This is a genomic window from Bradyrhizobium paxllaeri (genome assembly GCF_001693515.2).
Classification (GTDB): Bacteria; Pseudomonadota; Alphaproteobacteria; order Rhizobiales; family Xanthobacteraceae; genus Bradyrhizobium; species Bradyrhizobium paxllaeri.
Genome location: NZ_CP042968.1, coordinates 1916068 through 1937809 on the forward strand (window position 1 = coordinate 1916068; position 21742 = coordinate 1937809).

Consider the following 21742-nt stretch of genomic DNA (forward strand, 5'->3'; position numbering starts at 1 on the left):
CCCAGACGACCTCGCTCACGTGGGCTCTTGCTAGTCCCTATTTCGGTTCGCAGGACTGTGAAGTGCACATGATGTTTCAGGATCGCTGTCCGCCGCCGTTAGGCTAGCGATGAGCCGGTTCGACCAACTGCCGCTCGGCAAAATCCGAAAACGGCCCCGGCTCGCTCATGAGCTCTGCGAAGCTTCCCGTTTGCACGATTTTGCCGCGCGAGAGCATGACAATACGATCTGCATTGCGGACGGTGCTGAGGCGATGTGCAATCACAATCCGCGTGATGCTCAGTCGTTCCAGCGAGGCGCCGACGATGCTTTGGGTTTGGTTGTCGAGCGCGCTGGTTGCCTCATCAAACAGAAGAATCCGTGGCGAACGCGCAAGAGCCCGGGCGATCAATAGTCGCTGCCGCTGACCGCCTGACAGCGTACTCACGCCTTCCGCAACCAGCGTATGCATGCCCATCGGCATCTGCGCGATGTCGGCATCCAGCGCCGCCAGTCGGGCGGCCTCCCACGCCTTCTCCAGCGGCAAATCAACGCCGCCGCAGATGTTTTCGTAAAGGCTTCCGGTTGCGAGCTTGGTATCTTGCAGCACCACCCCAAGCTGACGGCGTACCGCGCTGATGTCGAGCGTGTTGAGCGCCTTGCCGTCGTAAAACACCGTGCCGGCTTCCGCCCGCTCAAAACCGAGCAGCAAACGAAAGAGCGACGATTTCCCGCTGCCTGAGGGACCGACGATCGCGACGTAGTCACCGGTCGCAATGCTTAGGCTGACGTCATCCAGGACCTTCGGCCCGCCTCGCGCATAGCGGAAGACCACGCCGGAAAGTTCGATCTCTCCGGATAGTTCTCCAGGCGATCGCCGTTCCCCGGAGATCTCGGCCGAGGTGGAAATCACGGGCTTCAGGCGGGTGAGGTGTGGAATCGCCACCAGCGATTCGCTGACGCTCGAGGCCCAAGTGCCGATCGCGGCCATGGTCTGTCCGAACGCCGTCAGAAAGCCGAGAAAAGCGCCGAGATCGAGCAGGACGCGACTGTTTGTGTAGGAGGCAAGCGCAAAGATGGTCAATGTCGCCAGCATCGGAAAGGCGGTGTCAAAGGTGCTCAGCGCGTTGGCCGCTTGCTGCGAGACGATGAAATAGCGCCTCTGTACGGCAAATTGTTGCGACCATCGCGCTAACGCGCGCGCCGTTGCGCCTGCCACGCGCAACTTGCTGACTCCCGTAATCAACTGCAGCACAAAGCCGTTGGCCGTGCCTTGCAGGTTGAAATGCCTGGTTTCATAGTAGAGTCGCAGGGCGCTCGTGGCAAGAATCACAGCCGCTCTAATCATCGTGAGCAGCAGTGCAATGCTGCCCAGACGGAGGTCATAGTAGAGCATCAGCCCAATGCTGAAGAGACAAAAGAACGAGGCCGTAAAGCCGCGCAGCACGCGTCCGGTGAAGATCCGGCGAGCGGCGTTGATGCCCATGGCGCGATCGACCAAGTCGCCGCTTGTATGTTCGCGAAACAGAGAGGTGGGTAGGCGGAGCAGTCGGTCGATCAGCGCGGCCTGCAGCTTATAGTCGAGCAGACCTTCGAGCCTTAACGTGACCCGTCCCTGCATCATCTGCAGACTGGCCATCGCCATAGCGGTGACCGTCAGCGCAAGCGCACAAACAACGAGCTGATCGATCTCGGTGCGCGGGATAACCGAACTGACCAGGACATTCGTCAGCAATGGCGGCACCAGCGACAGTAGCCCGATTACCAGAACAGCCAACGCGATGCGCGCGATGCTGCCTGAGACGCCTCGCCACGCGAAGGTAAGCAGATCGCGGTATCGAAGAGGGTGGGGTGGCAACGCTGGATAGAAAGCGATGGCCTCCGGATTGAGCTCGCCGGCAACGGAGCGATCGACCAAGCGATGCCTTCCGCCTTTCGGATCGAACATCGTGTAGGTGTTCGCCCGATTGCGCACCAGCGCCACTGGACTGCGTTGGTCTCCAAGCCAACCGAGGAGCGGTCCAACATCGGTCTTCCACCAGACATCGCGCAGGACCACACGGCGGACCCGCAATTGGGCCGTGCGAGCGATGTCCAAAATCTCGCTGAAGGCCTGTCCTGCGGGCTGAGCTCGCTGAGAGAGCGTAATCGGTATTCCCAGTTCTTCTCCGACGATGCGGCAACTGCAAAGCAGCGGGTCCGCCGGGTCCCACTCGGATTGCGCGCGATCGCGTTTTCTGACCACGATATCAGAGAGGCGCTCAAACGAATCGAGCGTTTGCGACGCAATGAGTTCGCCACGCCGGGCTAGCTGTTCCCGCTCTCGAATGGCGCCCTCTGCCAGGCTGCACTCAAGATGGCCAATAACTGCGAGCTGGAATCGATCAATCGCGGGCCAGAGGAGCAGGGCATCCGGCGGATTCGCGTCGAGACGCAATTTGCACCCGTGCTCGCCTGCTTCCACCCACACTCCACCGGTCAAAGGGAGAGGAGGCTGCCCGGGAGCGAAGCTCGGGCCAAGGCTCATGAGCTTTGCCGTCCCGGTTTCGAGGTGTGCCCATACGAGGTCCCGCATCGGACTGCGACGGCGCTCGCCCGGCTGCAGTTCAATCGCTTCACCGATCACCTGCTCGGAAATGGTCTCGCTTGCCGCCGAGCGGGCCATGAACGTCGCCAAGTGGGCAATCCAGCCAGACACACGTTCAAAGGACGCGGCACTGCGCGGCACCTCCAAAAGCTCTGTCCCAGGGGCTCCGACCGCGATGATTTGCAACCGGCTGCCTGAGGTTTCGCAGGCATTGTGCAGGTCCAGAATGCCGTCGCCGGTTTCGACACGAAACAAATGCTGGCGCGTGCCTGTCGGCTGAACTGCAAACAAATCGACGTGACCGGCGGCCACTTGAAGAATGTGTTCGTGGTCGCTGAGAAGCATCGGGCGACGCGCATCGAGCGCAGTCCGGTGCAACAGGCCGATCGGCACCTCGCGTTGATGCCCAACGAAATTTTCGCTGGCAAATCGATCCGTCATCCGCGCGCCACCAGTTTGGCATAGGAGGCCTGAAGCGCAAGAAGCTCTTCATGCGTGCCGCGTTCAACGATGCGACCGCGTTCGAGCACGATGATTTCGTCGCAATCGCGTATCGTGCTCAGGCGGTGGGCGATGATGATGCAGCTGCAGCCTCGGCGCCGCAAGTTGTCGTCGATGGATTTTTCGGTGATCGGATCAAGTGCAGCCGTCGCTTCATCCAAGACAAGGATCGAGGGATTGCAAACCAGAGCTCGGGCGATTTCGATGCGCTGACGCTGACCACCGCTGAAGTTCGTACCGCCTTCATTGACGTAGCAGTCATAATTGCCCGGTCTGGTCGCGAGGTCTTGATGAATCAGCGCGTCCTTGGCCGCCGTCAGCAGGTGGCGCTCATCGGTTGTTGAATCCCAGAGCGTCAAATTGTCTCGCGCGGTTCCCTCGAACATAAAGATGTCCTGGTCGACATAGGCGACGGAGTTCGCGAAAACGTCCGCAGGAACATCCGTCAGCTTCCATCCATCAAAACGAATCTCACCCGACCAGGGTCTGTACAGTCCGCAGATCAGTTTGCCGAGGGTTGACTTTCCGCTGCCCGACACACCGACGAGCGCGACCCGTGAACCGGCGGGGATCACCAGCGAAAGATCCGCCAGAAGCGGCGGCTCGAGCACCGAATAGCCGAAGCTGACGTTGTGAAGTTCGAGTCGGCCGGCAAGCTTGGGCGGGAACGCATCCACATGTGTCGGCATTGGCGGCGCTAGCGGGTACCGGTAGACATCCTCGAGCCTTTCGAGCGCTCCCTTCATGGTTTGCAGGCCGCCGAAATAGTTCACGAGACCGACAAAAGGCTCGGAGAAACTCATTGCCAAGGTTTGGAAGGCCACGAGGCCTCCCAATGTCAGCGAGCCCTGAATGACCCGCCAGCCTCCGAAACCAAGAATCGCGGCGATCATGAGGCCGGTGAGCAGGGTCGGGACCATGTCCAATATGATGGCGGAGGCGCCGATCCTCTGTTCTGCGTTGAGGTTTTTGGCCTGAAGGCCGGCCCACCTGCCGAAGGCGTCGTCTTCCAACCCACTTGCCTTGACTGTTTCGATGGTCCGTACCATGCCCACGGTCGCCGCGAGCAGCTTACCCTGTTCGAGCCCCAACCGATAGCTCAGTTCCTGGCGGCGTGGAGCGACAAGCCGCAGGATAAGAACATTGATCAAAGAGATTGCGACGCAAAGCGCGGTCAGGGCGACGTCGTAGACAGCCATAGCCGCGGCGAACATGACCACCGACATCAGGCTGAGCGCATTGGCGGCAATGCCGCTTGAAAGCAGCTGGGCGATCTGTTCGTTGGCTGCAATACGGTTCGCAATATCGCCGGCGTGGCGTTGGGTGAAGAATTCCAGCGGCAGCGTCATGACGCGCCACAGAAAGCGGCTGGTCATCACGACGGCGAGCTTGGTCTGCAGCCGCAATAGCAGCGATTGGCGTAGGATGGTCAGAGAGGCCCGGAAGGCCGCCGTCACCGCCATGCCGATCAGGAGCGGCGCAAGCCAGCCGCGCGTGTGCTGGATCAAAATGTCATCAACAAAGATTTTTGAGAATCCCGCGGCAACAATATTGGGCACGACCGCGGCGATGCTGACAACAACCAGCAGGGCCACCGCTTTCCTTGATTGGCGCAGCTCACGCATGAGCAGGCGTATGCCCTTCGGTTTGCTGCCAACCTTCCCGAACTTTTCGCCGCGTTCAAACACCAGGACAACGCCGGTGAAGGCGAGGTCGAGCTCGACCAGATCGATCCGCCGCCGCCCGCTCGCGGGGTCGTTTATGTAGGCGCGCTTTTTGTCAATTCCTTCCAGGACCACAAAATGGTTGAAGTTCCAGTGAATGATGCAAGGCATTGCCATTTCGGCAAGTGCCGGAGGTTCGACGCTGTAGCCCTTCGCCGTCAGCCCGTGTCGGCGCGCCGCTCTGATGATATTGCTCGCCTTGCTGCCGTCGCGCGATACGCCGCATGCGATACGAAGCTGCTCCAACGGAATCCACGCCCCGTAATAGGCGAGAATGATGCCAAGCGCTGCCGCGCCGCATTCGACGGCTTCCATCTGCAGGATGATGGGTGTCCGTCGGATACTTCGGCGCGGCAACCAGCTCGCCATGCGGTTGACGTAAGATTTGGGCCGCCCGCGCTTGCTGGTTAGCTCGTTTGGAGTAGGCTTATCCATCAATTCCCGTGATTTGCTTGAGCAGTGGTACTACCAGATCGAGGGGGCGCCGCCGGCGTGTTGTGATCTCGGCCCGCGCCAACGTTCCGCTCGTGAGATGAATGCTCGGCCCCTCGCCAACGGCCCATCGATATCCGGTCATGGTGGAGGCGTCTTCATCGAGCTCAACCGTCGCGGCGTAAGGTGCACCTTCGCGCGAGAAGCGTGAAACCAGGCTGTCGTTATGCAGCAGTGCGGCCATGCCTTGCGGCGTCATCGGGAAATCGGAGATGCTGACCACGCTGCCCAGCATCATGCCAAATTCCTCGCGCTTGACCGTGCTCGGCTCGAGGTGCACCTGCATGCCCGGCTTGATAGATTTGCCCCGTTCGGCGGGAATATAGACGACGGCTTCGAGCTTGGCGCCTTCGCTTTCGATCGCAATCACCGCTGTGCCGACGGCCAGCACCGAACCGGGCGAAATCTTCACTTCCAAAACCCGCCCGTCCATCGGGCTGATCACTTTGGTGTTCTGGCTCAGCTGTTCGGCGGCGGCATTCATTTGCCGCCGGGCCTCGTTGACGGCAAACTGGGACCGCTGAATTTCGCGCCCGCGCTCCGTCTCCAGATCCGTCTTCTGCGCCCGCAACTTCAAAATCTCGTTTTGGGCGTCAGTACGGCGTTGTTGCGCATCGGCCAGCTCGCGGCGTCGCTCTTCCAGATTGCGCCGCGTCGTGTATCCCTTGGCTAGCAAATCCTCCAGGTTTTTGACGTCGACGGTGAGATATTCGATGCGTTGGATCGTTGCTTTGATCGCCTGTTGCAGGGCGGCTTCAAGTTTTGCAAAGTTCTGGCTCTTGGCGGCGAGCTCGCTTGCAACTTTCGACACCCGGTCGGCGAGCTCCCGCTCGCGTTCATCAAAGACCTCGGTGGCTGCGTTGTGCTTTTGCTTGATGTCGGTTTGAACGATCTCGGCGATGGGCTGGTCCTTACTGACGCGATCGCCCACCGCGACTGCGACCACCTGCAGCCGTCCGGCAGCGGCGGATACGGCATCGACGACCTTACCGCCCCTGCTGATCAGGATTCCCTCGCCCGAGACGCGGGTAGGCACGCGCCCAAAGATGCCCCACAGCACGGCCGCCATAAGCGCGATGCACAGCACAAGGGTAAAAATCCAATCAGCGGGCTTGGTGATAACAACGACATGATCGAGCTGTTCGGGAGACGCAGCCCGGTCAAGGGCCGCGGCGCGAAATGCCCGTTGCGGTCCGTCGGTCATGCTCTTATGCTCCGTGTTCGGAGCGGTTCAGACGTCGACATATCTGCACGCAATGCAATTGATGAAATGAAGTCGACGATGTCGGATATTTGCACAGAATTGACCGTCTAACAATAAGGGGCGGCGGGAAGGGACCAATTGTGACGCACGGGCTGATCGGCACCGCGAGACTTTCGTGCCCAGCGCGAGCGCAGCGAAAGATGCTGGCGGCAAGCTTGGCGCTTGGGCTGTTCCTACCCAGTGTGTGTTGCGCGGGTATCCTCTCCGAAAGCGATTTCAGGCAGGCGGAGAGCCTTAAGCCACTCTTTGCCAACCTCATGAACGACCTTGTCGAAACCGCAAAGCGCCCCGATGTTTCCAGCGGCGACGCCGGCTGCATTAACGAGATCATCCGGGAACTTCTCCAGATCTCCGACGAACTAGCGAGCTACGATTATCTGATCACGATGGAGAAAGATCTGACCGACTTTGGCGACAACAATCCGATGCGGGGTATCGTCAAGTTTGCCATCGACAACAGCAGCTCGATCTTGATGAGCGAAAGAAAACGGCTGGTTCAGTTATCTGATCAGTGTGCAAAATATCCGTTGGCGCAAGGCAAGACTCAGCAGGCCGTAAACATCATCGACAGGACGACAGGCATATTGGCTTCCATTCGATCTCGCCTTTGACCCGGGCGAAAAAGCGGCCGCCGCAGTGCCGGTACCGATAATTTCGAAATGCGCGTTGTGCATAGCGTTGAGCGGGAGGGATCTCCTTTCAATCCTTGGTCAGCAGAGTAAGCCTGCTGTTCGGTTTCACCGTGATGCGGGTCACGAACACCGGGTCGTCTGAAAGAAAAAAGCCGGGTCACAAGAATCGAAAACGCACGATCGCGATCGCCGTAGAAGGCGTCGATGGCGCTCGTTCCGAACGCGATCGCAAGACGATGAACAATTTGCTGACCGATCAGGGTCGGTAAACCGGCCGACGACGGCAAGCCAGTTGCCGGATGGTGAAGCGTGTCCGCCGGCTTGAGCCTGATCCGCGAAACCGAGCTTGTTCACAAGCGTAACGCGGAAGACATCGCCGCCTAATTCTTGGCCACTAACTTCATCTTGTTGCTCGCTTTTATTGCGCGTCTAATCACTTGCTATTGGGCGCGCATCTCACCGAGCAGAAGAAACCCGAAAGCGGCGCTTTCTGGCGCGTGCTGGAAATCACTCGGCGATCCGCCCCCCGGATAAGCTCCTTGGTATGGTCGCCAGAACAGAAGCGTAGATGCTCGCTCGCGTTGGCAAGTCCCACGAAGATCGGTCGAAATCCTGGGCCGCGGTCCTTGTCGTTATAATGCCGCGACACACCCTCGCTAAGTGCGAGGTTAAGTGCAGTCCCGGAATCGGTGACATGCGAATAGTGCGGATGGGTTCGGAGGCTCTTGAGGACCGCAATACCAGAGTCAGCCACGACGAATTCAAAGTGACCATGGATCGCGTCGTATGCGAGATAGCCGCTTCTGGGATTTTCTCTATGCTCCGCGACGTTATTGCGCAGCTCGTTAATCGCACCGAACAACTGTCCCGCCTCATCGCCCGCGAAACCCGCTTGTGTCGCGGCCTTCTTTCCCCTCATCGCGAATTCGGTCCAGCCCGGATCATTGGTAAGATCCTGCCAGCCACTTTCCAGTCTCGTCCGCGTTAACTCTACCTTAGATAGTTGTCAGATACATCTACCTAAGGTCGTCATCCGGTACGTTGGCAAGCTATCTGAGAAACGGTGCCATGACCGATCTTCAGCGCGAGAGGCTTATTGCCCTTCCGCAGCGGACAGAGGAGGTGAAGTTTGCTTCGAGTTGATCCGGGTCTAGCATACTCCACTTTGCCGGCTGACGGCGCCCCGCCACACGCCACGGTCGATGCCAAGGCAAGCAGCAGCAGGGGGCGCACGGTCGTTCGACTGGTGCTGGCAGCCTGCCTTATGCTCTTCCTCGAACTTGCGTTGATCCGATGGCTCGGCGCGAACGTTATTCACCTGTCGTATTTTTCGAATTTCGTTCTCCTGGGTTCGTTCCTCGGTATCGGCGCGGGCTTCCTCATCAGCAGGAAAAGCTGGTCCATATGGCCGGCATCGATGCCGCTGCTGAGCATTCTCATCGTGGGCGTGCTTTGGTTCCCCGTCACGATCGAACGGACCGGGTCCGACGTCATCTATTTCACCTCGCTCGAAACCAGCGGCCCGCCGGCCTGGCTCGCACTGCCGATCATTTTCGCGATGGTCGCAGTCGTCGTGGCGGGGCCGGCCGAAGTCGTGGGTCGCTGTTTCGGCAAGCTGCCTCCCCTGACGGCATACCGCTACGATCTGATCGGATCGCTGCTCGGCATATCCGCGTTCACGGCGCTGAGCTTTCTGCATGCGCCGTCGGTGGTTTGGGGTTTCATCGCTTTCATCCTCTATCTGGTGTTGGCCGGTCCGTCCCGCCGGCTTGTGACTTGCGCATGGGCGCTGATGCTGGTCGGCAAGCTGCTGCAAGAGACGCTGGCTCCTGGCGTAAGCTGGTCTCCCTACTACAAGGTCGAGACCAAGAAGGTCGACCCGGCGGACCCGAACCTGCTCCTCATCGGCGTCAACGGAGTGCCCCACCAGTTGATGGCACCCGCGAAGTGGAAGCTGGAGCAGGGCGAAAAAAGAATCTACGATACGCCCTATCTTCGGCTGCCCGGTAATCCCCTCGATGACGTTCTGATCATCGGAGCGGGGTCGGGGTCCGACGTGGCGATCGCCCTGCGCAAGCAGGCCCGGCATGTCGATGCAGTCGACATCGACCCGCGAATTCTCAAGATCGGCATGGAGCAGAACCCCGATCGGCCATACGCCGACAAGCGGGTGACGATGCACACGAATGATGGGCGGGCATTCCTCGAAAGCACGGGCCGCAAGTACGACCTCGTTCTTTTCGCGCTGCCCGACTCGTTGACGCTGGTCAGCGGGGCCTCGCAGATCCGGCTCGAGTCATTCCTGTTCACGCAGGAAGCGCTGGCTTCCGTGCGCGAGCACCTGAAACCCCACGGCGCCTTCGCCATGTACAATGCCTACCGGGAGCACTGGCTCATCGACAGGCTGGCCGGAACCGCCGCTACAGTATTCGGGCACGCTCCATGCGTCGACACATTCGCCGGTGCGCACGCGGTCATCACAATCGGGATGACGGCCGCGGACCAGCGCTGCGAAACGACTTGGGCCCCGGATTCGCGGCACGGCGTGGTTTCTCCGGCGACCGACAATATGCCGTTCCTCTACTTCAGGGGCGGCTCGTTCCCCCCGCTCTATACGATTACGCTACTCGCTGTTCTCCTGACGTCCCTGGTCGCCGTACGCACGCTGGCCGGGCCGCTGCGGGACATGCGCCCCTATGCCGACCTGTTCTTCATGGGAGCGGCGTTCCTGCTGCTGGAGACCAAGAACGTAGCGACCTTCGCGCTCCTTTTCGGCACCACGTGGTTCGTCAACGCGCTGGTCTTCGCCGGCGTGCTGGTTATCGTGCTCGCTGCGGTGGAGACGACGCGGAAGTTCCGGACGCCATCACTGCCGGTAGTCTACGCCGGTGTCGCTGCATCTCTGGCCCTAGCCTGGGTCATCCGTCCCGAGTGGCTGCTGCCTCTCCCCTTTGCGCCCAGGCTGCTGGCCGCGACCCTGCTGGCGTTCCTACCGATCTACCTCGCGAACGTGGCCTTCTCGAAGCGCTTCCAGAACTCGTCAGACTCGCAGGCGGCATTTGCAGTCAACCTGCTGGGTGCGATCGTCGGCGGTTGTCTGGAATATGCAGCGCTGGTTATCGGCTACAACAATCTGCTGATCGTGACGGGCCTGCTCTACCTTGCGGCTTTCCTCCTGATGCCCAGGACCGCGGCTCGTTCCGCGTAAGGGGAACATGCCGGTTGCGCCCTTCATCGCTTCCGTCGCGGCATTCAATGCAAGCCCGGACAGCGCGAGCTATGCGGCCGTCGTCGCCTATACACGTTCGCTCGCCTATGCGCATGGCGCCGACGGCATACGCGCCAATGCGGTTGCACCGGGCTGGGTGCGGACGCCGATGAGCGCCTACGAAATGCGCCTGCTCGCGGAACAGAACGGCACGACAGCGGAAGTTGAATTCCAATCGGTCGAGCGGCAGATCGCGCTCGGACGAATGGTGGCGCCTGCTGAAATTGCCGCTTGCTGCCTCTTCCTGGTATCCGACGACGCGTCCTTTGTCACAGGAGCGGTTCTCGTCGCGGATGGAGGCGGGCGCTCGCCAACCCAGAATCGCGCAGTGTGACGCGCCTGGGCGCCGCGCTTGTTCGTTGACAACGTCAGATTCGAGGAGTCGACGTCAGCGGGATCAGGCCGCCCGGGCCTCGCTCGCAGCCAGTTTGAGCCCGAAATCGTAGTGCAGGTGGAAATAGTCGGTGTCCATCGCACGGCCGTCCGGCGCGGAGCCTGGTGGTCGGCGAGCGAACTCGCGGATCAGGCTGTCCTTGACGCCGAATACGACGTCGGAATCGAGGTACTTGTCGCCAGCCACAAACACATGTGTCACCAGTTGCTCGTATCCGGGGGCCGAGATCATGAAGTGCACATGTGCTGGTCGCCAAGGGTGCCGGCCCTGCGCTTCCAGCATCTGGCCGACGGGGCCATCGTGCGGGATCGGATAGGCCGCCGGCTTGATCGACCAGAAATGGAATCGCCCGTTGTTGTCCGTATGGAAACGGGCCCGCATCGCCAGATCTCCGATCTTGTCGAGCTGCTGCACGTCGTAATAGCCGTCGTCATCCGAGTGCCAAACGTCAACCACGGCGCCGGCGAGCGGCTTGCCATCGACAGACGAAACCGAACCGGTCACGATCATGGCGTCGCCCTCCATGCTGCCGGAGATCGCGTCGCCAAGTTGCTTCTCCGGCGCGGCCTGGACAAAGAAGGGACCGAGTACCGTGGTTTCAGTGGCGCCTTCGGGCACCGGATGGTTGATCGCGTCGACCAGCATGGATACGCCGAGCGTATCCGACAGCAGGATGAATTCCTGGCGCTTGTCATCGCACATGTGGCCGGTGCGCGTGAGGAAATCGATGCCGTATTCCCATTCCTTCTGGGTCGGACGCACCTCGCGCACAAAGGCATGAAGATGTCGCACCAGCGCTTCGCTGACCTGCCGGACGCGCGGATCGCTCGCGCCGCTGATCCGCTCAAGCACCGCATGGGTGATCGTGTTCTCGTTGAAGTTACGCATGAAGCCTCCTTGGATCAAAAAGCCTGGCTTGCCGACGCAGGACAGGACGCATCGAATGTTGTTCAGGCGGCCGCTTTCGTCGCGAGCGGCGCTTCGCCCGACCAGGCGCGTGCGATCAGATCGCGGATGGCGTTGCGTTCGAGGGGGCACGGATTCCAGTAGGCGTTGGTCACGGCGAGATCGGCTGCCTTGTCGATCCCGCTCTCGGGCATGCCGACGTCGCGCAGCGCCAGCTTTGCATTGAGCCGCCTGGCGAGATCGTAGAGGCCTTGCGCCGCGTCGGCTGCGCCAATCGCGCGCGCAATTCGCGTCATCGCCTCAGGCACCGCAGGGGCGTTGTAGGCCAGCGCATGCGGCAGGACGATGGTGTGCGTCTCCGCATGCGGCAGGTCGAAGGTGCCGCCGAGCGTGTGGCACAGCTTGTGGTGCAGCGCCATGCCGACAGTGCCGAGGCAGACGCCGCAAAGCCAGGCGCCATAGAGCGCTTCGGTACGGGCGCCGCGATCATCGGAATTCGCGGCAATGACGGGCAGGGCGTTCGCAAGCGCGCGAATGCCTTCCTCCGCCATCAGCGAGATCACCGGATTATTGTCGCGCGCATAGAGCGCTTCCACGGCATGCGCGATCGCGTTGATGCCGGAGGTGGCGGCAAGTCCGGCCGGCAGCGACAGCGTCAGGTCGACGTCGTAGATCACAGTCTCCGGCAGCACGGCATTGTTGCGCACTGTGGTCTTCACGCCGTCCCTGGTTTCGCCGAGGATGGGCGTCATCTCGGAGCCGGCATAGGTGGTGGGAATGCAGAGCTGGTTTACGCCGGTCCGCAACGCCAGCGCCTTGCCGAGGCCCGTCGTCGATCCGCCGCCGAGTGACACCATGCAATCGGCCTCGCACGCCTTCATCGCCGCGAGCGCCTGCTCGGTCACCTCGACCGGCGTATGCATAGTGGCGCCAGCGAAGATGCCGGAATAGAGCGGCCCCAACGCGGCTCCGAGCTTCGCGCCTTGCGCCTCCTGCTGCGGCGTGGTCAGCACCAGCGCGCGCGTGCCGCCGAGACGCTCGATCTCGGCTTTGGCTGTGTTGAGCGTCCCGCTGCCGAACACGACCCGGCAGGGCAGATTCTCGAAGGTGAATGAACCGATCATGCGCCGGCCTCTTCGATGTTGTAGTCGACCTGAAAGCGCCCGATCCGCAGATCGCCGAGTTCCTCGCGTACCCGCAGATGCTCCGGATGCGTGGCATAGGCCTTTAGCGAGGCACTGTCCGTGAATTCGGAGACCAGGACGACGTCGCAGGCATAGTCGACGTCGCTGACATCGAGGCCGACTTCGATCCGGGTCAGGCCGTCGATCCGGCCTTTCAGGCCCTCGAACAGGGTCTTGACCTTCAATCGCGCGGCGAAGCGTTCTTCGGCGGTCTCCCCGCGCAGCCGCCACATCACGATGTGTCTGATCGGGCTCGGCATTTCCCTGATTTCCCTTCCGTTCGCAGCCGTATTCTGCCTTGCAGAAATCGGAATTAAACGTCAAAATTCGCAAGTCTCTTTTCCGAAAAGTGCAAAAATGGACCGACTCTTGCAGCTCGAGGTTTTTTCCAAGACGGCCGAATTTGGCAGCCTCTCCAAGGCCGCCGAGAGCTTGCGGATGTCGAATGCGGCGGCGAGCCGGCATCTCAGCGCACTGGAAGAGCGCCTCGCGGTCCGGCTGATCGAACGCAACACCCGCCGGCTGTGGCTGACGGAAGCGGGGCAGGAGCTGTTGCAACGCTGCGGCACGCTGCTGAGCGAGTTCGCCGAAGCCGAGGACGCCGTGAGCGATCGCGCACTATCGCCAACGGGCATGTTGCGCGTGACGAGTTCGCTCTCTTTCGCGATGATCTATCTGGCGCCGATGCTGCCGGCCTTCCGCGCGCTCTATCCAAAGCTCAACGTGCAGATTGTCACGGCCAACCGCTATCCGGATTTCATCGAGGCGGGCATCGATGTCGCGATCCGCACGCGCGAGCACGAGCCGGACTCCAACATCATCGTGCGCCGCATAGGCCAGATGCGGCGCGTGCTCGCCGCCGCGCCATCCTATCTCGCAAGCCACGGGCGCCCGAAGCAGCCGGCGGATCTCGCGCATCACAACATGCTGATCTACAACCTCGCCAATGATCCCTATTCATTGCGGCTCCGCAAAGGCAGCGCGGCGCAGACCATTCGCATCACGCCGACCCTCGACAGCAATGACGGCCAGGTGATCCGTACTGCCGCAGTTGCAGGTCTCGGCATCCTTATCCAGCCGCTCTACATCGTGAAGGCCGACATCCAGGCCGGTAAGCTGAAACCGATATTGATGGATTGGGAGCTGCCGTTGCTCACGATGAACATCGCCTACCAGAACAGGACCAGGTTGCCGGCGAAGATCAGGGTGTTTTCCGATTTCGTGGTGAACCAGATACGTGCGAATTCGGAGGCAGGCATCTGGATGGACGCCGCCAAGGGAGAGGCGCTCGGGCCAGGGTCCTTCCCGGTTAGTTGGCGCTAATGCCCCGTTCGCGGATGATCGCGCCGAACCGCTCGGAGTCTTTTCGGGACTTTTCCTTGAACGCTTCCGGAGACATTGGTGCGGCGATATTTCCGAGGGTCGCGATGCGCTCGTTGATCGCGGCGTTTGCAAGCGATCGATTGATCTCCTTGTTCAAGCGCGCGACGATCTCGGATGAGGTTCCAGCCGGCGCGTAGATGCCGAATAGCGCGTCCGCGTCAAAGCCGGTCAGGCCGAGCTCGTCGAGCGTGGGTACATCAGGAAGTTGGGGCGATCGTTGCGGGCTTCCGATCGCAAGGGCGCGCAATGTGCCGGCTTTCACGTGCTCGATGGCAATGCCCGGGTCGAACAGGAAGTCGAGTTGTCCCCCAAGGAGGTCATTGAGTGCCGGCGCCGCGCCACGATAGGGCACATGCACCGCATTGGTTCCGGTCATGTTTTTCAGCATTTCTGCCGCAAGATGCGGAGAGCTGCCGATACCGGGCGATCCAAAATTCCGCTTTCCCGGGTTGGCCTTCAGGTCGGCAATGAATTCCTTGAAATCACGCGCTGGATTGTTGGCCCGGACGACGAGATAGAAAGGGACGCGTGCAACGGAAGCGACGGGGATGATGTCCTTCGTGGGATCGAAGGTCATCTTGGCATAGAGATGGGGATTGATCGCCACCATCCCGCCTGAAGACATCAGCAGGGTGTAGCCATCGGGCGCGGACCTCGCCACGGCTTCCCCGCCCAGATTTCCGCCAGCGCCTCCCTTGTTTTCTATCACGACGGGCTGACCGAAAACGTCGCTGAGAGGCTGACCTATCAGGCGCGCAAGCTGATCTGCTGCTCCTCCTGCGGGAAAGTTGACAATGAGACGAATGGACTGGGTGGGCCAGGTCTGTGCCAGCGAAGTGGATATCAGGCTCGCGGTGAAGGCGATCGCGACCACAATGGCTCTCATGTTTGTCTCCCTGGGTTATATTTTTTTGGAAGGAAAGTCGGTAAATCCCCGATCCGACCCACAGCATCGCGCGCGTTATCTGAGAGACATCGGATCGAATGCCCCGCTTCAGGCTGCAAGGAAGTCGCCAATCGCCGTGACGCAGGCGGGGTCTTCCTGCATGGCCAAGTGCCCGACGCCGGACACGATAAGGGTGCGCGCTTTCGGAATCGCCGCGGCCCAGATCTCTGCCTGACCGGCAAGTGCGATCCTGTCTCTGTCTCCCCACACGATCAGGGTCTCGTTGGGTATCCGGCTTAGCCACCGACCGAGATTCGGATGCCCCATGCCGTGTGCCTTCTGGATGTTCTTCAGCGCGTTGCCCTCTTTTTCCCTTGCAGCAATGAATTGCTCGGGCGGAGGGGCGAGTGAGCCGCCAGGAAAGTATTGGGCTGCAATCTCGGTACGATGAGCCAGGTAGTGAGGCATATCCTGTGGGGCGACTTTACGGAGGTCGGTGCTGGGATGGTCGGGGTGGTTCAGTCCGGCAGGCGCGTTCAGCACCAGCCGAGCAAAACGTTCGCCGGCGACCGCCGCTATTTCAGCCGCCATCCACCCGCCCATGGAGTGACCTACGAGGTGCGGCCGATCCAGACCCAACGCTGCGATGAGCCGCAGATTATGCACGATCAGATCCTGCATCCCGCAGATATGTGGCGCGGGTCCGCTTTCGCCGAAGCCGGGGTGGAACGGCAGATAGACTCGAAACCTGTCGGCCAATCCGCGCGCCCATTCCTGTCCCTCGATTGTTGCCGCTCCGTGCAGCGCCAGGACGGCCGGGCCGTTTCCGATGACCTTTATGACGGTGTCGACGGCATCAATGTCGAGCCTTATCGTTTCGAATGTCACGTCAAACACCTTTCTGACCGCGGGTTACTCTCGGAGAATGCCGAACGCCTCTGGGCTTTGCGGGGACTATGGTGCGGCCATTGCATCGATCGGAATGGAGTGTGCGCGCTGCCTGCCGCGAGATTGCATGTGCACGAAATCGATCACCTGGTGTCCCACCGTCTCGAGCTGACGCCTGGTTGTCGCATCGGTGCAATTGCCCTCGACGTCGAACAAGGCCATGGAAGTGTTCAGCATCGCCCCAAATGGCGTTGGCCAACCCCTGAGGGAATGAGCAATGGTCCGGAGAGCGGCCAGAGTTTGACCAACTGCCTGCCACCCGCCGGCGCAAGCGATGCAGCCGACTGGCATTCCGTCCAGGTAGGCGCGCGCATCCGTCCTGAGTTCTTCTGCGTAGTCGAGGGCGTTCTTGATCAATCCGGATATCGACCCGTGGTAAGCGGGTGACGAGATGATAATCCCCTGGCATTCACGAAGCGCGGCCAGCAGACGCGAAGCCTGATCGGACGGCGGCTGTCCGGGGATGTACATCGGTAGCAGCAGCTCTGCGCCGGAGAGAAGAATTGTCCTTGCGCCCTTATCCTCGGCCGCCTTGAGGCTGATCGCGAGCGCACGTTCGGAAGACGACCCGCGCCGCGGGGTTCCTCCAATCCCGAGAATGAGCGGTCTATCCTGAATCATCCTATGCTCCAGCGATCCAGCGGACTCATCAATCGATCTGCGCGCGTCGCAATTGGGGGACGACCTCCTCGCCAAAAAGAGCGAGTGTTTCGCGGCGACGCCCCGTAACGCTTCTGCCCAGCATTGCAAGGAAGTGGCCCGCACCGCATTTGCGGCACTGATCGATGACTTGCTCCGCGACCTGCGCCGGCGTGCCGGCGATGTAGTCGTCGTCATGCAGTGAAAATCCGGCCCCGGCCCTCGGTGCGTCGAGCAATGAGGATCCCCGATCGACGACACGCGGATCACCAGCTACAACTTTCAGCGTCGCCGCCTTCGCAGCCTGCGATTCCTCGCGCGCCTCGCCTGCATCCCGTGAAATGGAGATGTTGCGCCGGATTGCGAGCTGATCGGGCCCTGCCGCAAATCCCAGTTGGGCAGCCTCCTTGCGATACACGTCGAAGATTTCCGATATGCGGGCGACGGACTCGAACCCGGTGCAGATTTTGGACCGGCGTTGCGCAGATTTCTGCGCGGACGCCGTACTCACAACAGTGGTCCATTTCGGCGGAGAAGGCTGCCGGAAGACGTTCGGCATCAGGGTCAGGTTCTCGAGCTTCCAGTACTTTCCGCTGTGGTTGATGACGGGGTTCACGAGGGCAGCATCGAGGATTTCCAAAGCCTCGTTGAAGCGCTCGCGGGACTCCTGCATTCCCAAGCCAATCCGCGCGAGCTCTTGCGGCACGCCGGCTGCAAAGCCGATTTCAAGGCGGCCGTTCGTCAGATGATCAAGCATCATCAGTTCTTCGACGATGCGCCATGGCTCGTAGAACGGCACGACCATTCCCATCGTTCCCAGGCGCAGCCGTGTCGTGTGACGGGAAATGGCGGCGATCAAGAGGTTGGGAGAGGGGCTGTAGGATAGACCGAAGTGATGTTCGCTGAAGAATATTCCTTCGAACCCCAGCTTTTCGGCTTCGAGCCAGAGCGCGTAACCTTCGTCAAATACGGCAGTCGCAGTACTCGGCGGCGTCTCCCGATCGCTCAGATTCGGGGCCTGCATGAATTCAAAAATCCATGGCTTGATCAACGTATCCCTCCCGGTGGACGACGGTTTCTTGGTTGGCTGCGTATCTCTTGCCTACACCGGGTTTTTAAATTTGAAAAATCGATTATATTGATCTGTAGTATTTACAAAATGGATGTCAGAAAATGCGGTTCGAAGGCCTGGACCTCAATCTGCTGATCGCTCTCGATGCGATCCTCGAGGAGCGCAGTGTGATGGGGGCCAGTCGACGCCTTCATCTCAGCCAGCCGGCGATGAGCGCCGCGATCGGCAGATTGCGTGACTATTTCAACGACGAGATTTTCACGATTTCAAAGCGAAAGCTGGTACCGACGCCACTGGCGCAATCGCTCGAACGGCCGACGCGCGACATACTGCTGCGAATTCGAGCCAACTTGATCTCTGTGCCGAGGTTCGAGCCAGCGAATTCGCAGCGGCGCTTTCGGATAGTCGTTTCCGACTATGCGAGCATGGTATTGATGCACCCTGTGATGAAGCGTGTGTATCAAAGTGCGCCGGGAATATCCTTCGAGCTTTTCCCGTTCAATGATCGGGTGCATGACCAGCTTCAACGCGGCGATGTGGATTTTGTCATCGTGCCCGATGTCGACGTTCTTGATGGTCATCCCAAGCAGTATCTGTTCGCCGACGAATTCTGCTGCGTTGCCTGGACCGGGAGCCGCAAGATCGGACGTTCGGTGTCGCTCAACCGCTACCTTCAACTTGGACACGTGACCGCACAGTTCGGCCCCACTCGCAGGGCTGCCTTTGAGGAGCGGGCGCTGGTCAAATTAGGTTACAAACGACGCATCGAGGTCGTTGCACCGAACTTTACCACCATGGCGACGATGGTGATCGGAACAGACCGTGTCGCGACGATGCATGAGCGCCTCGCCGCCGTCTTTGCGCGAAACTTTCCCCTGAAGCTGTTGCGTGCACCGGTCCGCATTTCAGGATTTCGAGAGATCCTTCAGTGGCCGGCTTCCTTTCATTCGGATCCCGCACTGGTGTGGATGCGCGAGATCATATCCGACGTCGCGGCCGAAATTGATCGGACACCGGCCGCGAAAATGACGTTTGGGTAAGGGAGGGGCGGTAGCGGTTGAAGCTCGCCGACGCCCCTGAAATGTCAGTACAAGCAGCTCATCGCATGGTCGCAAGCTGCACTGCGAGCGCGCACGCTCGGTCATACTCGTCGCGATTGATCCATTCGTCGATCGTGTGCGGTTCGTTCTGCCCCGCGCCGAAGGTCACGGTCGGAACACCGTGGCGGACCATCCAGTTCGCGTCCAGCCCGCCACTCGCGGCGCGGATGCTCGGCGTATTGCCCATGGCGGAGACGGCCGCGACCGCGCGTTTGACGACCGGCAGGCTTTCCTTCATGCGGAACGGATAATAGTCGGTCTCGGCCTTGAACTTCACGCGGCCTGACTTACCCTCGCTGTTCTTGACGCGCTTCGCGGCCTTCTCGAACGCCGCCTTGTAGGCTTTGGTGATCTCCTTGAAAAACTTCGCATCGTGGCTACGGCTTTCCCCGCGTACGTGCACATAGTCGGTGACGACATTGGTGGCGTCGCCGGCCGGCCGGCCGTCGCCGCCGGTGACGGGGCCGACATTGCTGGTGCCTTGCCGTTTGCCCTTCACCACCTTGCCGAACCAGCCGCCGGCCTTCACATCGGCGAGGGCAAGCGCAAGGATCATGGTCGAACTGATCCCGCGCTCGGGCGCGACGCCGGCATGCGAGGCACGGCCGAAAATCTCGACGTGCCAGCGATCCGCGCCGACGGCGCCGATCGTGACATTGGAGGCGGAGCCGCCGTCATAGTTGAAGGCCATGACCGGCGAGCCCAGGTCTTGGGTCTTGACGTGGCGCGCGCCCCACAGCCCGCTCTCCTCGCGCACGCAGAACAGGAGCGTGATCGGCGGATGATCGAGTTGCTGCTTCGCCAGTTCGGCTGCCAGCGTAACGAGAACGCCACAGCCGGCACGGTTGTCGCCGCCGAGCGCGGTCTTCGCCTCGTTGACGATCTTGCGTCCCTTTAGTTTCGGCTTCGCGCCGGCGCACAGCGGCACGGTGTCCATGTGGGTCATGAACATGATCCGCGGCTGGTTGTGCATCGCACCGCGGCCGGGCAGGTCGACAATGAGGTTGCCGGTCTCGGTCGGCACGGGAATGCGTGTGTTGGCGTCGTCGAGGCGGATGGCGTCCGCCGGCACGCCGCTTTCCTGCAGCGCCGCGGCCAGCTCGAGCCCGATCGCTGCCTCCTTTCCAGTCACGCCCTCGACAGCGAGGAAGCGCATGAGGCGGTCGGTGGCGGCCTGAGTGTCGATAGACATGCCTGGTCCCTTTGATGAACGGTCCTTGCGAGCATCTTTCGCGGTACTTGGTCGCGCAAGACCACTCAGACACTTCGCTGGGCTAATTTAGAGCGGAGCAGGCAGGAATTCGTCAAGGCATCAAAGGGACCGGTTGTGCAACTTGCCGCCTCCAGGCAACCCGACGTTGCATCAGCGATTGGCCTCGGGCGCGTGACCGGTCGCTCCATTGGCGGAATGGATTGTCAGTAGCTTCTTTCTCGGCGAGCCCTTAACGGTCACGCTGCTCGATCAACCAGGCGCTCCGGAACCTTTGGTTCCATCGGGCGTTCTCGTCTCGCAAGAATCGGCGGCGCGAGGGTGCGATGTCGAAATCCCCTGTTGTATTTGTCATTTTGGGAGTGTCCTGCCTGCTTGTGGCCACTGGGTCGTCGAGCACTGCCGAGGCGAGAAGCCTGCAGCTTCGGATTGGTGGCGGTCCCATCGGCATAGTGCGATCAATTGCCACGCTGCCTTTCCGAGCCCTGCATGGCCGGCGAGGCGAGCGCGTCAGAGCGGCAAAGCTCCGTGACGAGGCGACCGGCGCGGCGTCGCGCGCCGATGTTACCCGCAGCGCCGATTGGGTGACGAAGCCGGTGGCGCGGATGCAGGTCGGAGCCGCTGCCGCGCTAGCGGGCTGGCACGGTCGCCGTGGCGAGAGCGGATGGTGGCAGCATGCTGATGGCGGGTATGGATGGGTGGGACCGTTGTTCTGGCCGTTCGCCTATTACGACATCTATGACTACACGCTCTGGGGCGACGGCATCGGCTTCTGGGGCTATGGTTATCGCGATATCTACGCCGCGATCTTCACGCCCTATGGCTATGAGGATCTCACCCGCTATATGGCGCCGCCGCGCGGCCGGCGACCTGGCAGGCCCCCTTCACTCGCACAAATCTGTGGCGATGATGCAAGCGAGTTTGCTGGCCTCCCGATCAAACAGATCAGCCAGGCGATCCTGCTGAGCGAGGAGCAGCGCACGGCGCTCGACAATCTCGCCGACGCGTCAGTCAAGTCCGCCCAGATTATCCGCGAGGCCTGCCCGGCCAAGGCCGCGTTAACGTCGGCTGGCAGGCTTGCCGCGATGCAACAGCGTCTGACGGCGATGAAATCCGCGATCGCATATGTTACGCCGCCGTTCGAGACATTCTACGAGCTGTTGGACGACGACCAGAAGGGGAAGCTCGCCGAGCTGTCCGGTCAGCGCGCACCATTTGCGCCCAAGGTTCCGGCCACTCAGAGCTGTACGCCGCCCGAGGTGCTGCCATGGCCCGCCGGCGAGATCGAGGCGAGGCTGCGCCTGAACGACTCGCAGCATCAGGGGCTCGACGCGCTTCAGCGGATAAGCGCACTCGCCAGGAACACGCTGAATTTCAATTGCCAGCCGGACGAGAACCTCGATCCACCCGACCGGCTTGCAACAGCCGATGCAAGGCTCGACGCCATGCTGGACGCGATCAAGCTGCTGCGGCCGGCCCTGGACGATTTCCTTGCTACGCTGAGCGACGAGCAGAAGGCTCAATTCGAGACCATCGGGGCAAAGCGCACGAGCTGATGGATCAGCCCCGGGCG

General features: G+C 61.0%; 18 protein-coding genes. 6 read left to right on the top strand and 12 right to left on the bottom strand.

Annotated features, from left to right (window positions below; all coding sequences use genetic code 11):
• Positions 1–103: 103 nt before the first annotated feature.
• The 3 genes from LMTR21_RS09130 to LMTR21_RS09140 are packed head-to-tail and all read right to left on the bottom strand — an operon-like array spanning position 104 to position 6487.
• Positions 104–3007, bottom strand: a complete 2904-nt coding sequence (locus tag LMTR21_RS09130; RefSeq protein WP_065751285.1) for an NHLP bacteriocin export ABC transporter permease/ATPase subunit — start codon at positions 3005–3007, stop codon at positions 104–106.
• Positions 3004–5226 carry an NHLP family bacteriocin export ABC transporter peptidase/permease/ATPase subunit gene (locus LMTR21_RS09135; RefSeq protein ID WP_347339168.1) on the bottom strand — a complete coding sequence of 741 codons (2223 nt, stop codon included), beginning with the start codon at positions 5224–5226 and terminating at the stop codon, positions 3004–3006. Before LMTR21_RS09135 ends, LMTR21_RS09130 begins: the two co-directional genes overlap by 4 nt.
• A complete protein-coding gene (locus tag LMTR21_RS09140) occupies positions 5219–6487 on the bottom strand; it encodes an NHLP bacteriocin system secretion protein (RefSeq protein WP_057833402.1) in 1269 nt (422 codons plus the stop codon). Before LMTR21_RS09140 ends, LMTR21_RS09135 begins: the two co-directional genes overlap by 8 nt.
• A gap of 200 nt (positions 6488–6687) precedes the next feature.
• Here LMTR21_RS09140 and LMTR21_RS09145 point away from each other — a divergent pair, with 200 nt between their 5' ends.
• Positions 6688–7158 (top strand): hypothetical protein, encoded by a 471-nt coding sequence (locus LMTR21_RS09145; protein ID WP_063799647.1) that lies wholly within the window; start codon positions 6688–6690, stop codon positions 7156–7158.
• A 454-nt stretch (positions 7159–7612) separates the two neighbouring features.
• On the opposite strand, the gene LMTR21_RS09150 is transcribed toward LMTR21_RS09145, so the two are convergent.
• The gene (locus LMTR21_RS09150; protein WP_065751282.1) at positions 7613–8098 is read right to left on the bottom strand and encodes a hypothetical protein; all 486 of its coding nucleotides are present in this window, start codon (positions 8096–8098) and stop codon (positions 7613–7615) included.
• Positions 8099–8443: 345 nt separating this feature from the next.
• Between LMTR21_RS09150 and LMTR21_RS09155 the strand changes: the two genes are divergently transcribed.
• Both LMTR21_RS09155 and LMTR21_RS09160 read left to right on the top strand, forming a co-directional pair.
• Positions 8444–10387, top strand: coding sequence for a spermidine synthase (locus LMTR21_RS09155; RefSeq protein ID WP_141688150.1), 1944 nt, complete (start codon positions 8444–8446; stop codon positions 10385–10387).
• Positions 10388–10394: 7 nt separating this feature from the next.
• Entirely contained in the window at positions 10395–10781 is a 387-nt protein-coding gene (locus LMTR21_RS09160) for an SDR family NAD(P)-dependent oxidoreductase (RefSeq protein ID WP_065751280.1), read from the top strand.
• 63 nt (positions 10782–10844) lie between these two features.
• Here LMTR21_RS09160 and LMTR21_RS09165 read toward each other — a convergent pair whose 3' ends face one another.
• The 3 genes from LMTR21_RS09165 to LMTR21_RS09175 form a co-directional block, all read right to left on the bottom strand.
• Positions 10845–11729, bottom strand: a complete 885-nt coding sequence (locus LMTR21_RS09165; RefSeq protein WP_065751279.1) for an intradiol ring-cleavage dioxygenase — start codon at positions 11727–11729, stop codon at positions 10845–10847.
• A gap of 62 nt (positions 11730–11791) precedes the next feature.
• Positions 11792–12871: a maleylacetate reductase gene (locus tag LMTR21_RS09170; protein WP_065751278.1), complete on the bottom strand. Its 1080-nt coding sequence runs from the start codon at positions 12869–12871 to the stop codon at positions 11792–11794.
• Positions 12868–13191 carry a Dabb family protein gene (locus tag LMTR21_RS09175; RefSeq protein WP_065751277.1) on the bottom strand — a complete coding sequence of 108 codons (324 nt, stop codon included), beginning with the start codon at positions 13189–13191 and terminating at the stop codon, positions 12868–12870. Before LMTR21_RS09175 ends, LMTR21_RS09170 begins: the two co-directional genes overlap by 4 nt.
• A 97-nt stretch (positions 13192–13288) precedes the next feature.
• Here LMTR21_RS09175 and LMTR21_RS09180 point away from each other — a divergent pair, with 97 nt between their 5' ends.
• Positions 13289–14254, top strand: a complete 966-nt coding sequence (locus tag LMTR21_RS09180; protein WP_065751276.1) for a LysR family transcriptional regulator — start codon at positions 13289–13291, stop codon at positions 14252–14254.
• Here the strand turns inward: LMTR21_RS09180 and LMTR21_RS09185 are convergent.
• The 4 genes from LMTR21_RS09185 to LMTR21_RS09200 form a co-directional block, all read right to left on the bottom strand.
• Positions 14241–15188 (bottom strand): Bug family tripartite tricarboxylate transporter substrate binding protein, encoded by a 948-nt coding sequence (locus LMTR21_RS09185; protein WP_210250568.1) that lies wholly within the window; start codon positions 15186–15188, stop codon positions 14241–14243. The genes LMTR21_RS09180 and LMTR21_RS09185 overlap by 14 nt on opposite strands.
• Before the next feature lie 120 nt (positions 15189–15308).
• A complete protein-coding gene (locus LMTR21_RS09190; RefSeq protein ID WP_065751316.1) occupies positions 15309–16088 on the bottom strand; it encodes an alpha/beta fold hydrolase in 780 nt (259 codons plus the stop codon).
• Positions 16089–16154: 66 nt separating this feature from the next.
• Positions 16155–16769 carry an NADPH-dependent FMN reductase gene (locus tag LMTR21_RS09195; RefSeq protein ID WP_065751274.1) on the bottom strand — a complete coding sequence of 205 codons (615 nt, stop codon included), beginning with the start codon at positions 16767–16769 and terminating at the stop codon, positions 16155–16157.
• A gap of 28 nt (positions 16770–16797) precedes the next feature.
• Entirely contained in the window at positions 16798–17838 is a 1041-nt protein-coding gene (locus LMTR21_RS09200) for an LLM class flavin-dependent oxidoreductase (protein ID WP_065751273.1), read from the bottom strand.
• A 122-nt stretch (positions 17839–17960) separates the two neighbouring features.
• Between LMTR21_RS09200 and LMTR21_RS09205 the strand changes: the two genes are divergently transcribed.
• Complete coding sequence (locus LMTR21_RS09205; protein WP_065751272.1) at positions 17961–18899, top strand: LysR family transcriptional regulator; 939 nt, start codon at positions 17961–17963, stop codon at positions 18897–18899.
• Positions 18900–18957: 58 nt separating this feature from the next.
• Here LMTR21_RS09205 and LMTR21_RS09210 read toward each other — a convergent pair whose 3' ends face one another.
• Positions 18958–20151, bottom strand: coding sequence for a M20/M25/M40 family metallo-hydrolase (locus tag LMTR21_RS09210; RefSeq protein WP_065751271.1), 1194 nt, complete (start codon positions 20149–20151; stop codon positions 18958–18960).
• Between the two features lie 470 nt (positions 20152–20621).
• Between LMTR21_RS09210 and LMTR21_RS09215 the strand changes: the two genes are divergently transcribed.
• The gene (locus LMTR21_RS09215) at positions 20622–21725 is read left to right on the top strand and encodes a Spy/CpxP family protein refolding chaperone (RefSeq protein ID WP_187399331.1); all 1104 of its coding nucleotides are present in this window, start codon (positions 20622–20624) and stop codon (positions 21723–21725) included.
• Positions 21726–21742: the final 17 nt, after the last annotated feature.

What these genes read in the sequence shown, in the direction of transcription:
- LMTR21_RS09135 (WP_347339168.1), bottom strand. Translation starts at nt 5,226, where the DNA reads ATGGATAAGCCTACTCCAAACGAGCTAACCAGCAAGCGCGGGCGGCCC.
- LMTR21_RS09180 (WP_065751276.1), top strand. Translation starts at nt 13,289, where the DNA reads ATGGACCGACTCTTGCAGCTCGAGGTTTTTTCCAAGACGGCCGAATTT.
- LMTR21_RS09170 (WP_065751278.1), bottom strand. Translation starts at nt 12,871, where the DNA reads ATGATCGGTTCATTCACCTTCGAGAATCTGCCCTGCCGGGTCGTGTTC.
- LMTR21_RS09205 (WP_065751272.1), top strand. Translation starts at nt 17,961, where the DNA reads ATGCGGTTCGAAGGCCTGGACCTCAATCTGCTGATCGCTCTCGATGCG.
- LMTR21_RS09155 (WP_141688150.1), top strand. Translation starts at nt 8,444, where the DNA reads ATGCTCTTCCTCGAACTTGCGTTGATCCGATGGCTCGGCGCGAACGTT.
- LMTR21_RS09150 (WP_065751282.1), bottom strand. Translation starts at nt 8,098, where the DNA reads ATGAGGGGAAAGAAGGCCGCGACACAAGCGGGTTTCGCGGGCGATGAG.
- LMTR21_RS09145 (WP_063799647.1), top strand. Translation starts at nt 6,688, where the DNA reads ATGCTGGCGGCAAGCTTGGCGCTTGGGCTGTTCCTACCCAGTGTGTGT.
- LMTR21_RS09210 (WP_065751271.1), bottom strand. Translation starts at nt 20,151, where the DNA reads ATGTCTATCGACACTCAGGCCGCCACCGACCGCCTCATGCGCTTCCTC.
- LMTR21_RS09160 (WP_065751280.1), top strand. Translation starts at nt 10,395, where the DNA reads ATGCCGGTTGCGCCCTTCATCGCTTCCGTCGCGGCATTCAATGCAAGC.
- LMTR21_RS09140 (WP_057833402.1), bottom strand. Translation starts at nt 6,487, where the DNA reads ATGACCGACGGACCGCAACGGGCATTTCGCGCCGCGGCCCTTGACCGG.
- LMTR21_RS09195 (WP_065751274.1), bottom strand. Translation starts at nt 16,769, where the DNA reads ATGATTCAGGATAGACCGCTCATTCTCGGGATTGGAGGAACCCCGCGG.
- LMTR21_RS09130 (WP_065751285.1), bottom strand. Translation starts at nt 3,007, where the DNA reads ATGACGGATCGATTTGCCAGCGAAAATTTCGTTGGGCATCAACGCGAG.
- LMTR21_RS09165 (WP_065751279.1), bottom strand. Translation starts at nt 11,729, where the DNA reads ATGCGTAACTTCAACGAGAACACGATCACCCATGCGGTGCTTGAGCGG.
- LMTR21_RS09175 (WP_065751277.1), bottom strand. Translation starts at nt 13,191, where the DNA reads ATGCCGAGCCCGATCAGACACATCGTGATGTGGCGGCTGCGCGGGGAG.